At 67.7% G+C, this 12632-nt stretch carries 9 protein-coding genes; 7 read left to right on the top strand and 2 right to left on the bottom strand.

Annotated elements, in window-relative coordinates; genetic code table 11:
- Positions 1-60: 60 nt before the first annotated feature.
- From V5F77_RS01225 to mraY, 4 genes are read left to right on the top strand one after another with little or no spacing between them, the layout of a single operon-like run.
- The gene (locus V5F77_RS01225) at positions 61-1821 is read left to right on the top strand and encodes a peptidoglycan D,D-transpeptidase FtsI family protein (RefSeq protein ID WP_429003680.1); all 1761 of its coding nucleotides are present in this window, start codon (positions 61-63) and stop codon (positions 1819-1821) included.
- Positions 1822-1861: 40 nt separating this feature from the next.
- A complete protein-coding gene (locus V5F77_RS01230; protein WP_429003483.1) occupies positions 1862-3355 on the top strand; it encodes a UDP-N-acetylmuramoyl-L-alanyl-D-glutamate--2,6-diaminopimelate ligase in 1494 nt (497 codons plus the stop codon).
- Positions 3352-4785 carry a UDP-N-acetylmuramoylalanyl-D-glutamyl-2,6-diaminopimelate--D-alanyl-D-alanine ligase gene (locus V5F77_RS01235; RefSeq protein WP_429003484.1) on the top strand — a complete coding sequence of 478 codons (1434 nt, stop codon included), beginning with the start codon at positions 3352-3354 and terminating at the stop codon, positions 4783-4785. Before V5F77_RS01230 ends, V5F77_RS01235 begins: the two co-directional genes overlap by 4 nt.
- A 4-nt stretch (positions 4786-4789) precedes the next feature.
- Positions 4790-5872, top strand: coding sequence for a phospho-N-acetylmuramoyl-pentapeptide-transferase (gene mraY, locus V5F77_RS01240; protein ID WP_429003485.1), 1083 nt, complete (start codon positions 4790-4792; stop codon positions 5870-5872).
- Between the two features lie 57 nt (positions 5873-5929).
- Here the strand turns inward: mraY and V5F77_RS01245 are convergent, their stop codons facing one another.
- On the bottom strand, positions 5930-6130 hold the full coding sequence (locus V5F77_RS01245; RefSeq protein WP_429003486.1) for a YgaP family membrane protein: 201 nt from the start codon (positions 6128-6130) through the stop codon (positions 5930-5932).
- 67 nt (positions 6131-6197) lie between these two features.
- Here V5F77_RS01245 and V5F77_RS01250 point away from each other — a divergent pair, with 67 nt between their 5' ends.
- Positions 6198-6572, top strand: coding sequence for an ArsR/SmtB family transcription factor (locus V5F77_RS01250; RefSeq protein WP_429003487.1), 375 nt, complete (start codon positions 6198-6200; stop codon positions 6570-6572).
- Positions 6573-6658: 86 nt separating this feature from the next.
- Complete coding sequence (murD, locus tag V5F77_RS01255; protein WP_429003488.1) at positions 6659-8062, top strand: UDP-N-acetylmuramoyl-L-alanine--D-glutamate ligase; 1404 nt, start codon at positions 6659-6661, stop codon at positions 8060-8062.
- A 107-nt stretch (positions 8063-8169) separates the two neighbouring features.
- On the opposite strand, the gene V5F77_RS01260 is transcribed toward murD, so the two are convergent.
- Positions 8170-10113, bottom strand: a complete 1944-nt coding sequence (locus V5F77_RS01260; RefSeq protein WP_429003489.1) for a c-type cytochrome — start codon at positions 10111-10113, stop codon at positions 8170-8172.
- Between the two features lie 199 nt (positions 10114-10312).
- Here V5F77_RS01260 and ligA point away from each other — a divergent pair, with 199 nt between their 5' ends.
- Positions 10313-12574: an NAD-dependent DNA ligase LigA gene (gene ligA / locus V5F77_RS01265; protein WP_429003490.1), complete on the top strand. Its 2262-nt coding sequence runs from the start codon at positions 10313-10315 to the stop codon at positions 12572-12574.
- Positions 12575-12632: the final 58 nt, after the last annotated feature.

Raw genomic sequence — 12632 nt, forward strand, 5'->3', positions numbered from 1 at the left:
TTCTTCAACATCATCCGCCGCGTCAGCCATCGCCTGGCGCGGATCATCTATGGCCTCGGCATGGGGCTGGTGCGGCTGGCGGTCGGCACCGTGAGGTTCGCCTTCGCGTTTGCCCGCGGCACCGTGCGCGCGCTGTTCGGCCTCGACCGGGTGGATGCCCAGACGGTGACCCGCGCCCGCCTGCAATTGCTGGTGGTGACCTTCTCCCTGGTGTTCATGGTGATCGCCGGCCGGCTGGTGTTCATGGCCATCACCTCCGATCCCCAGGGCACGCGCGGCGGCGGCTCGGAAGCGGTCGCATCGGCACGGCCCGACATCATCGACCGCAACGGCGACACCCTCGCCATCGACGTGAAATCGCCCTCCCTGTTCGCCGAACCCCGGCGCCTGATCGATCCCGACGAAGCGTTGGAGGGACTGCTCAAGGTGCTGCCGGACCTCGACGTCGCCGAAGCGCGCGCGCGCCTCAATTCCGGGCGCGGCTTCGCCTGGCTGAAGCGCGAAATCACCCCAAGCCAGCAGCGCGCGATCTACCGACTCGGCCTGCCGGGAATCGGCTTCGTGCGCGAAAATCGCCGCATCTATCCCGATGGACCGACCATTTCCCACGTCATCGGCGGGGTGAACGTGGACAATCAGGGCATCGCCGGGCTGGAAAAATATATCGACGGACGCGGCCTCGCCGAACTGCATCTGGCCGGCTTCGCCAGCGACAGGCAGCAGGAGCCGGTGCAATTGTCGATCGACATCCGCGTGCAGAACGCCGTGCGCGACGAGCTGGTTGCGGCGAAGGAGAAGTTCAAGGCCAAGGCGGCCATGGGCGTGGTCACCGACGTGCGCACGGGCGAGATCATCTCCATGGTCTCGCTGCCCGACTTCGATCCCAATGTCGGCGGCGATCCCAGGGACAATAATTATCTCAACCGCCTGACCACCGGCGTGTTCGAGATGGGCTCCACCTTCAAGGCCCTGTCCTTCGCCATGGCGCTCGACAGCGGCAAGATCGGCCTCACCTCTACCTTCGACGCGCGCGGCTCCATGCATTTCGGCCGCTTCACCATCCACGATTATCACGCCGAAAATCGGGTGCTCTCGGTTCCCGAGATCTTCCTGGTGTCGTCCAACGTCGGCACGGCGAAGATGGTGCTGTCGTTGGGCGTCGATGCCCACAAGGCGTTCCTGAAGAAGATGGGCCAGCTCGACCGGCTGCGCACCGAGTTGCCGGAAAGCGCCGAGCCCATCGTGCCCAAGCGCTGGGGCGAACTGAATTCGGCCACCATCGCCTTCGGCCACGGCATCGCCGTTGCCCCGCTTCAGGCGGTGATGGCCGTGAACTCCATGATGAACGGCGGCTATCTCATTCCCCCCACCTTCCTCAAGCGGACTGAGGCGGAAGCCCAGAAGGTCGCGGTGCGGGTTCTGAAGCCGGAAACCTCCGACAAGATGCGCTATCTGCTGCGCCTCAATGCGGAAAAGGGCACGGCCACCAAGGCGGAGGTGCCCGGCTATTATGTGGGCGGCAAAACGGGCACCGCCGAAAAGGTCGTGGGCGGGCGCTATTCGAAAACCAAGCTGCTGACCTCCTTTACCGCCGTCTTCCCCATGGATAAGCCGCAATATCTGGTTCTGGTGATGCTGGACGAGCCGCAGGCCGTTCCCGGTACCTATGGCTACGCCACCGCCGGCTGGAACGTGGCCCCCGCCTCGGGCAAGATCGTGGAGCGCATCGCCCCCATGTTGGGTGTGATGCCGCGCCAGAACCTGCCGACGGCGGATCAGATGATCGGCATGGCGCGCCAGAAGGTGGCCGACCGCCAGTGACCCATTCCCGCGGGCCGCGGACGAGGAAAGACGAGACGGCATGACCGAGCCCGTGCACGCCCCGGCGGAACAGACCTCTGCCACCGGCACCTGGGACCTTCCGCAGGTTCTCTCCGGCCACGCGCGGATCGTCGCGGGGCGCATGCAGGTCGCGATTACAGGTATCACCGCCGACAGCCGCAAGGTCGAGCCCGGCTTCCTGTTCGTCGCCATTCCCGGCACCAAGGTGGACGGTGGGCGGTTCGTCGCGGAAGCGCTCGCCAAGGGCGCCGCCGCCGTTCTGATGGAACCCCAAGGCGAGCCGCCGGCCATGGGCGGGGCGAGCCTCGCCTTCTCGCTTGACGTGCGAAAGTCGCTCGCGCGCGCGGCGGCACGTATCTATTCCAGGGCCCCGGGCACCATCGCCGCGGTCACCGGCACGGCGGGCAAGACCTCGGTCGCCTATTTCCTGCAGCAGGTGTGGGACCATCTCGGCTTCAAGGCGGCCTATCTGGGTACCCTCGGGCTGGTGGCGCCGGGCAGCACCAGCTATGGCGGCCTCACCTCCCCCGACCCGGTGGAACTGCACCAAACCCTGGACGCCCTGGCGCGGCAGGGCGTGACCCATATGGCGCTGGAAGCCTCCTCCCACGGGCTGGACCAGCGCCGGCTCGATGGGGTGCAGTTCGCAGCCGGCGGCTTCACCAATCTCGGCCGCGACCATCTCGACTATCATCCGAACGTGGACGCCTATTATCACGCCAAGCTGCGCCTGTTCACCGAACTGCTGCCCGATGGGGCACCGGCGGTGGCGGGGCTCGACGCCCCCTATGGCCGGACCACCCTCGCCTGGGCGCGCACGCGCGGCCTGCCGCTGCTCACGATCGGCCAGGGCGGCGATCTCGACGTCCGATCGATCGTTGCGGAGGGGGTGTCGCAGCGCATTACCTTCAACGGCGGCGACGAAGTGGTGGTGCCGCTGATGGGCCGCTTCCAGGCCGACAACGCCCTGCTGGCGGCCGGCCTCGCCTGGGCCTGCGGCGTGCCGCCCGAGGAAGCGCTCGACGCCCTGACCGGCCTGACCGGCGTGCCCGGCCGCCTGGAGCGGGTGGGCGAAGATGCCTCCCGGCCGATCTTCGTGGATTACGCCCATAAGCCCGAAGCCCTCGCGACCGTGCTGGATACCCTGCGCCCGGCGGTCACCGGACGGCTGATCGCGGTGTTCGGCTGCGGCGGCGATCGGGACCGGGGCAAGCGCCCGCTGATGGGCGCCATCGCGGCGGAACGCGCCGATATCGTCATCGTCACCGACGACAATCCCCGCAGCGAGGTGCCGGCGGCCATCCGGGCCGAGATCCGCGCCGCAGCCCCCGATGCTGTGGACATCGGCGACCGGGAGGAAGCGATCCGCACCGCGGTCATGATGCTTCAACCTGGGGATGCTCTGGTTGTCGCAGGAAAGGGTCACGAAACCGGCCAGATCGTGGGCGATCGAACCCTCCCGTTCTCGGACAAAGCGGCGGTCCTGGCCGCCTTAGGGGAGATAGGCGCATGAGCGTGGCGCAGCTTTACGGTCTGGACGAACTCGCGTCCGCCACCGGTGGCGCCGTGCGCGGAACACCAGGTGCCGTTACCGGCATTTCCATCGACACCCGGACCCTCGCGGCGGGCGACGCGTTCTTCGCCATTACCGGCGACAGCAGCGACGGCCACGCTTACGTGACCCGCGCGCTGGAAAACGGCGCTGCTTTGGCGGTGGTGGCGCGCGACAAGGCCGACGCCTTCGCCCCCGACGCGCCGCTGCTGCTGGTGGAGGATGTGCTTGAGGCAATGCGCGGCACCGCAGCCGCCGCCCGTGCCCGCACACAGGCCGCGATCGCGGCGGTCACCGGCTCGGTCGGCAAGACCACCACCAAGGAAGCCTTGCGCCTCGCCCTCTCCGCCGACGGACAGACCCACGCCTCGGCCGCGTCCTACAACAATCATTGGGGCGTACCGCTCTCGCTCGCCCGCCTGCCGCGCACGGCGCGCTACGGTGTGTTCGAGATCGGCATGAACCATCCCGGCGAGATCACGCCGCTGGTCCGGCTGGTGCGCCCGCAGGTGGCCATCGTCACCACGGTCGAAGCCGTGCACATCGCCCAGTTCGCCAATATCGAGGAGATCGCCGACGCCAAGGCGGAAATCTTCGACGGGCTGGAGCATGGCGGCACGGCGGTGCTGAACCTCGACAATCCCCTGTTCGCGCACCTCAAGGCCGCGGCCGAAGCCAAGGGCGTGGGCCGCATCGTCAGCTTCGGCGCAAACCCCGCAGCGGACGTGCGCCTGGTGGACGTGAGCCTGAAGGCCAGCTGCTCCACCCTGGTGGCGGACGTCCTGGGCACGCAGGTGACGCTGAAGGTGGGCATGCCCGGCCGACATATCGTGCAGAACGTGCTGGCGGTGCTGGCAGCGGTGAAGCTGCTGGGGGCCGATCTCGCGCTCGCCGCGCTTGCCCTCTCGGCCCTGAAGCCGCCGCCGGGCCGTGGCGTGCCGGTGGAATTGGCCGTATCGGGCGGCACCGCCACGCTGTTGGACGAAAGCTATAATGCCAATCCCGCCTCCATGCGCGCCGCCATCGACGTGCTGAGCCGCACGCCGGTGGGCCCGCGCGGCCGCCGCATCGCCGTGCTTGGCGACATGCTGGAGCTGGGCTCCGACGGGCCGGCCCATCATCGCGAGCTTGCCGCCCCGCTGCGCGCGGCCGGCATCGACCTCGTGTTCGCCGCCGGCCCGCTGATGCATGAATTATGGGTTGCACTCCCCTCGAATATGCGGGGCGGCTATGCACCCACCTCCCAGGCCTTGACCGGGCTGCTGTCTTCCGCCATCCGCTCCGGCGACACGTTGATGGTCAAGGGTTCCAACGGCAGCCGCATGGGCCCGCTGGTGAAGGCCCTGGCCGACCGCTTCCGCACGCCCGACGAGGCGCTGCTCGAGGGATAATTAAATGCTCCAATGGCTCTCGCAGCTGCACGACTTCTTCCCGGGCCTGAACGTCTTCCGCTACATCACCTTCCGCACCGGCGGGGCGATCGTGACGGCGCTGCTGTTCGTGTTCCTGTTCGGCCCCTCGATCATTTCCACCTTGCGCCTCAAGCAGGGCAAGGGGCAGCCGATCCGCAGCGACGGACCGCAATCCCATCTGCTGAAGAAGGGCACGCCCACCATGGGCGGGCTGATGATCCTCTCCGGCCTGCTGGTGGCGGTGCTTTTGTGGGCGAACCTCTCCAATCCCTATGTCTGGGCGGTTCTGGCGGTGACCGCCGGGTTCGGCGTGATCGGCTTTTATGACGATTATCTGAAAGTGACCAAGCAGACCCATGCCGGCTTCTCCGGCAAGGCGCGCCTTGCCGCCGAGGCGCTGATCGGCGGCCTCGCGGTGATCGCCATCGTCCATGCCGGCAAGTCCGGTCTTTCAACCTCGGTCGCCTTCCCCTTCTTCAAGGACCTGCTGCTGGATCTCGGCTGGTTCTTCGTGCTGTTCGGCGGCTTCGTGATCGTCGCGGCGGGCAATGCGGTGAACCTCACCGACGGGCTCGACGGGCTGGCCATCGTGCCTGTCATGATCGCCGCCGGCTCGTTCGGCGTCATCGCCTATCTCTCCGGCAACGTGCTGTTCGCGGATTATCTGCAGATCCATTACGTCGCCGGCGTCGGCGAATTGGCGGTGATCTGCGGCGCCATCATCGGCGCGGGTCTCGGCTTCCTGTGGTTCAACGCGCCGCCCGCGCAGATCTTCATGGGCGATACCGGCTCGCTGGCGCTCGGCGGCCTGCTCGGCACGGTGGCGGTGGCAACCAAGCACGAGATCGTGCTGGCGGTGATCGGCGGGCTGTTCGTGCTGGAGGCGGTGTCGGTGATCGTGCAGGTGATCTCCTTTCGCCTCACCGGCAAGAGGGTGTTCCGCATGGCGCCCATCCACCACCATTTCGAACAATTGGGCTGGACCGAATCGCAGGTGGTGATCCGCTTCTGGATCGTCGCCGTGGTGCTCGCCTTGCTCGGCCTCGCCACCCTCAAGCTGCGCTGAAACGCACCAAAAGCGCCGGGGCGCGGGACGCGTCCGGGCCCGCGGCGCCAGACTGCCTCATTTCACCTTGCAGGTGCGGATCCCGAACAAGGTGTAGGCGGGGCAGAAGCCAATCGCGGCCGAGCCGATGAGGCCGGCGCCAAGGGCCGGAAGAATATAGACCCACACGCCCGTCACGCCCGTCAGGAGGGGCGAGAGGATGAGGGCGGCGCCGAGAATGGCCCGCAGCGTCCGGTCCAGAGTGCCGAGATTGGTCATCGATTTGCTCCCTTGCTTGGGTGAAGTATTTTAGGAAGTGCTAAAACGTCAACTCCGGTAGATCCCCATGCCGCCGCTCCCCGCCGTTTCAACCGGGCCTGACCGAGAGCCCGAAGCGGCATTCGCACCCGCCGACGATCTGCTCGCGCGCAACGCCCCGCTGGCCGCCGCCCTGCTCGCCTCCATGGCCCATCCCAAGCGCCTGTTGGCGCTGTGCCACCTGCTGGAAGGCGAACGCACGGCCGGCGACCTCGCGGTCCGGGTTGGCCTCAGCCCGTCGGCGCTCTCGCAACATCTCGCCAAGATGCGCGCGGCCGGGCTGGTGGACAGCCGGCGGGACGGACAGGCCATTTGCTATTTCCTCGCCGGTCACGAGGCCCGCGCGGTGCTGGAAACCCTGCACAGGCTGTATTGCGCGCCCTCCTCACCGCCTTCGCCTTGACGCAACGGCGCGGCATCACAGCCGCTTCCCTCGGAACCGGCAGCGGTCTAGTGCTGCATATTCATTGTTCCTCAGGTCGCCTGCCCATGATCCCCGTCACCACCTTGAAGGATCGCCGCGTCGCCGTGTTCGGACTCGGCGGCTCCGGTCTTGCCACCGCGCATGCATTGATTGAAGGCGGGGCTCAGGTCATCGCCTGGGACGACGGCGTGGCCGGACGCACCAGGGCCGCCGAGACCGGCGTTGCCTTGCAGGATCTGCGGACCATCGATTGGTCGGACATCTCAGCGCTGGTGCTGTCGCCCGGCGTGCCCCTCACCCATCCCGCGCCCCATTGGTCGGTGGAGCTGGCCCGCGCGGCGGGGGTCGAGGTGATCGGCGACATCGAATTGTTCTGCCGCGAGCGCAGGGCGAAAGCGCGCCATTCCCCGTTCGTCGCCATCACCGGCACCAACGGCAAATCCACCACCACGGCGCTGATCTCCCACCTTCTTGCCGTGGGTGGGCGCGACGTGCAGATGGGCGGCAATATCGGCACCGCCATCCTCTCGCTCGCGCCGCCGAAGGGGCAAAGCCGGGTCCATGTGGTGGAATGCTCCTCCTACCAGATCGATCTGTCTCCCACGCTCGACCCCTCGGTGGGCGTACATCTCAACCTGACGCCCGACCACCTCGACCGCCATGGCACGTTGGAAGGCTATGCGGCCGTCAAGGAACATCTGGTTGCCGGCGTGGAGCGCGGCGGCACGGCGGTGGTCGGCGTGGACGACACCTTTTCCGCCGCCATGGCGGATCGCGCCGAACAGGCCGGCATCCATGTGGTGCGGATTTCGGTGGAGCGCCCGCTCGCGGACGGCATCTGGCGCGACGGCACGGACATCGTCGTCAGCCGGGGCGGCGTCGAGCACGAGCGGCTGTCGCTGGCCGGCATCGGCTCCCTGCGCGGCGCGCACAATGCGCAGAATGCGGCGGCGGCCTATGCGGCGGCGCGGGCCATCGGGCTTGCCCCGGAAGTCATCGCCATCGGCATGCGCCGCTTTCCCGGCCTTGCCCACCGCATGGAAGAAGTCGGCCATCTCGGGTCGGTTCTGTTCGTCAACGACAGCAAGGCCACCAATGCGGATGCGGCGGAACGGGCGCTGGCGAGTTTCGCCAATATCTTCTGGATCGCGGGCGGCAAGGCCAAGGCGGGAGGCATCGCGCCGCTGGCGCCGTTCTTCCCCCGCGTGCGCAAGGCCTATCTGATCGGCGAGGCGGCGCCCACCTTCGCTCAGACGATCGGCGATGCCGCGCCCCATGAAGAGGTCGGCACGCTGGACGCCGCCGTGGCGATGGCGGCGCGCGATGCCGCCGCCTCAGGACTTGAGGATGCCGTCGTATTGCTCTCGCCGGCCTGCGCCAGCTTCGACCAATATCCCAATTTCGAGGTGCGCGGCGATGCCTTCCGCGCCCTGGTGCACGCTTTGCCGGGCCTCAAAGCCAAGCCCTGACGCCCCGAGCCCTGACGCGCCAAGTCGCTAACGCCCCAAGCCGAAAGGCCGGAGCGCCGCGCGGGATTTACCAAAGGCCCACAAGTCACCTCATGGGCCTTTTGGTGTTATTTCGCGGCCGCGACCGGCGCCATCACTTGCAGGGTCTGCACCACCTGCTGACCGAAGCCGGTGAGCAGATTGTACTGCTCGGCCACGCTGTTGCCGGCCTGCGCCACCACCAGCGGGCAATAGGCCGAGATCAGCGCATTCGCCACATCCGAGCGGCGCGCCTTGGGATTCTGCTGCGCCAAGGTGGTGGCGAGCTGCGCCACGGCGGCTCCCGCGAGCGGCGGGGTCGGCTTGCCAACCAAGCTTACAGCCTTGTCGGTCAGATCCTTCGGCACCAGCTTGCCGTCATTGGCCGGGCAGGTGAGCTTCGCCGCGATCGAGGTGGGCTGGCGCGCCACCAGCGAGGTGCCGACCGGGGTTGCCCATATGATCGACACATCGGGCATCGGCACGGCGGCGACGGCGGGCGAGACGTCGGCCGCCACCTGCAAGGTGAAGCGGCGCAGCTCCGCGCTTTTCTGCCAGTCCGGCAGATCGCTGGTTGCAACCACCGGGCAATAGGCGGCGGTCAGCGCGTCCACCACAGTACCGGGGGTCGCGTCGGTATCGGCTGCGCTGTAGGCGGCGGTGAGGACGTGGATCTGGCGATTGCCGCCCTGCATCATCTGGGTGATGGCGGCGACCGCCTTCGGGTCCGGCCCGGTCGAGCCCGGCCCGCCGCCCACCTTCGGGCAGTCGAAGGCCGAGGCCTGCTGGGTGCCGTAATCCGGCACGTGCGCGGTGGCGCGCCAGGCGGCGACCATGGCCGGGGTGGCACTCGGATCGGCCTTGTTGCCCCAGGACGTGCGGACATAGTTCGCGAGATCCGCCACCTGCTGATCGCTGAGCCGGCCGGCGAAGGACGGCATCGGCCCGTAGGTGCCGCCGGAAGGCAGGCCGCCGAGGATCGCCATGATGACGTTATAGGGCTCGCTCGCCACCACCGCCGGATTGCCGGCGAGCGGGGGAATGATGTCGGTGGAGCCGGCACCCTTGGACATGTGGCAGGGCGCGCAATTGTCCACATAGCTCTTGGCGGCGCGCTGGAACACGTCCGCCGGCAAGGGCGAGGCGGCCTGCGGCGCGGGCACGTCCTTGGGCGGCGGCGCATCCATGAGATAGGTGACGAGGGCCGTGAGGTCGGCCGGGGTCAGGAAGCCGAGGCTGTCGTGCACCACTTCCGCCATCGGCCCGAACACCGAGGTCTTGCCGGTGGACGAGCCGCTCTTGAGGAAGGTGGTGAGCTTATCGGCGGTCCATCCCGACGCCTTCAGTCCGGCGGTGGAAATGTCCGGCGCCCAATAGCCGTCGACCTCGGTGCCGAGGAAATTCTGCTTCTGCTTCACCGCGCCCATCAGGTTGCGCGGGGTATGGCAGTCGCCGCAATGGGCGAGCGTCTCGGCAAGATAGGCGCCGCGATTCCACGCCTCGCTCTTGCCGGCGGTCGGCTTGAAATAAGCCGGCTCGAAGAACAATTCGCGCCACGCCAGCAGCCCGAGGCGCACGTTGAAGGGGAAATTGAGCTGATTTTCCTTGCGCGGCTCGGCAATGGCGGGAATGCGCCGCACGAACGCCCAAAGCGCTTTGAGATCGTCTTCGCTGACGCCGGTGTAGGCGTCGAACGGCATGGCCGGATACAGATAGGCGCCATCGGCCCGAATGCCGTCGTGCAGCGCGGCCTTGAACTGCTCATAGGTCCAGGTGCCGATGCCATAGGTGGGATCGGACGTGATGTTCACCGAAAACATGGTGCCGAACGGCGTCGCGAACGGCAAATTGCCGGCGAACGGCTTCTTCGGGTCGCCGGAATGGCAGGGCATGCAATCGCCAGCCTTGGCGAGATAGGCGCCCTTGTCCACCAGGGCCGAATCATCGGCCTGCGTCTGCGCCCATGCGGCACCTGAATATGCTGCCGTTGCGGCACAGGCAGCCCACAGAGCCGCTTTGCGAAGCCTACGCATGAACCCGCCCCCTTTTTGAATGTCCCATCCCTACATTGGACATCTTACATTTTAGAGACGGGAAGACAGCCCCCCTCGCGCTCAGTTGCCGCGGGCACGGGCTTGGGCGAAAAGAGCAGGACATCGGCGCGCCGCGCCGTTTTCCTTCGCCCCGCCCGTTTGCCCGCCCTCCGGGGCCCGCAGCGAGAAGAAACGTCGCATGCCGCGCTCAAAGTCCGCCTCCGACCGCCCGCTCCGCGACCAGATCGTGGAAAGCCTGACGCCAGATGATGCCGCAGCCGAGCATGCGCGGCTCGCGGACGAGATCGCCGCCCACGACGCGCGCTATTACCAGGAGGATGCGCCGACCGTCACGGATGCGGAATACGACGCCCTGCGCCGCCGCTACGAGGCGATCGAGGGCCGCTTTCCGGACCTGCGCGGCGGCGACAGCCTTTCGGAAAAGGTGGGCGCGGCGCCGGTCTCGAAATTCGCCAAGATCACCCACGTCGTCCCCATGCTGTCGCTGGGCAACGCCTTTGCCGACGAGGAGGTGGTGGAGTTCGTCGCGCGCGTGCGGCGCTTCCTGAACCTGCCGGCGGGGGAGCAATTGGCCTTTACCGCCGAGCCGAAGATCGACGGCCTGTCCTGCTCCCTGCGCTATGAGCGCGGCCACCTCGTCTCGGCCGCCACGCGCGGCGACGGCAGCCAGGGCGAGGATGTGACCGCCAATGTGCGGACCATCACGGAAATCCCGCATGTGCTGAAGGGCGAAGGGGTGCCCGAGCTGATCGACGTGCGTGGCGAGGTCTATATGGACAAGGGCGATTTCCTTGCCCTCAACGCCCGCCAGGAAGAGGCCGGCAAGCCGCAGTTCGCCAATCCGCGCAATGCCGCCGCCGGCTCCCTGCGCCAGCTCGATTCCGCGATCACGGCCTCGCGCCCGCTGCGCTTCTTCGCCTATGCCTGGGGCGAGGCGAGCAGCTTGCCCGCCGACACGCAGCTCGGCGTGGTACGCGCTTTCGGGAGCTGGGGTCTGCCCATCAATCCCCTGACCATCCTCGCCGACGACGCGGCCGGCCTGCTAGCGCATTTCCGACGCATCGGCGAACAGCGGGCGCAGCTGAACTATGACATCGACGGCGTGGTCTACAAGGTGGACCGGCTCGACCTGCAACGCCGGCTCGGCTTCGTCTCCCGCTCGCCGCGCTGGGCGCTGGCGCACAAGTTCCCAGCGGAGCAGGCCACCACCGTGCTGGAGGACATCGACATCCAGGTGGGCCGCACCGGCGCGCTGACCCCGGTGGCCAAGCTGACCCCGGTCACCGTGGGCGGCGTGGTGGTCTCCAACGCCACGCTGCACAACGAGGATTATATCCGTGGCATCGGCGGCGACGGCGAGCCGATCCGCGGGGGCATCGACATCCGCATCGGCGATACGGTGGTGGTGCAGCGCGCCGGCGACGTGATCCCGCAGGTGGTCTCGGTGGACCTGGAAAAGCGGCCGGAAGGCACGAAGGCCTATGCGTTTCCCCATCACTGCCCGGTCTGCGGCAGCCTCGCCGTGCGCGAGGTGGACCCCAAAACCGGCAAGCAGGATGCGGTGCGCCGCTGCACCGGCGGCCTCATCTGCCCGGCCCAAGCGGTGGAACGGCTGCGCCATTTCGTTTCCCGCAACGCGTTCGACATCGAGGGGCTGGGGGAGAAGCAGGCGCACGCCTTCTACGAATGGAAGATGATCGCCGAACCCGCCGACATCTTCCGCCTGAAGACGCGCAACGAACAGTCGCTGACCCGGCTGGAGAATCGCGAGGGCTGGGGCAGGACCTCGGCGCAGAAGCTATTTGCCGCCATCGAGGAGCGGCGCGCCATCGCACTTGACCGCTTCATCTTCGCCCTCGGCATTCGCCATGTGGGCGAGACCAATGCCAAGCGCCTCGCCCGCCATTACGCCGCGATGGAGGCGCTGCGCGATGCCGCCCTTGCGGCGGAGATGCCGGAAGAGATGGAGGAGGCGGCCGCCCCCGAGGCATCTCAGGCGGAGGCTACACCAGAGGAACCCGGCCCGGCGAAAGTCCGGCGCCGCAAGCCGCAGGGCAATGACGCCTGGGCGGAAATGATCAATATCGACGGCATCGGCTCCGTGGTTGCCGAGGCGGTGGTGGACTTCTTCCGCGAGCCCCACAACCAGGAGGTCGTCGAAGCGCTGCTGAAGGAGGTCACGCCCCAGGCGCTTGAAGCCGTTTCCACCGGCTCGCCGGTCTCGGGCAAGACCGTCGTCTTCACCGGTTCGCTGGAGAGGATGACCCGCGACGAGGCGAAAGCCATGGCCGAGCGGCTCGGCGCCAAGGTGGCCGGCTCGGTTTCGGCCAAGACCGACCTCGTGGTCGCCGGACCCGGTGCCGGCTCAAAGCTCGACAAAGCCCGGGCGCTCGGCGTGCAGGTGATTACCGAGGACGATTGGTTCGAGCTGGTGGGGTGACCCGCTGCCGCGGAACCACATCCTGCCTGGGGCGGGATGTGGTGGACCGGGCTCCGCC

The sequence above is a fragment of the Roseixanthobacter psychrophilus genome (assembly GCF_043195195.1).
Taxonomy (GTDB): Bacteria; Pseudomonadota; Alphaproteobacteria; order Rhizobiales; family Xanthobacteraceae; genus NCEH01.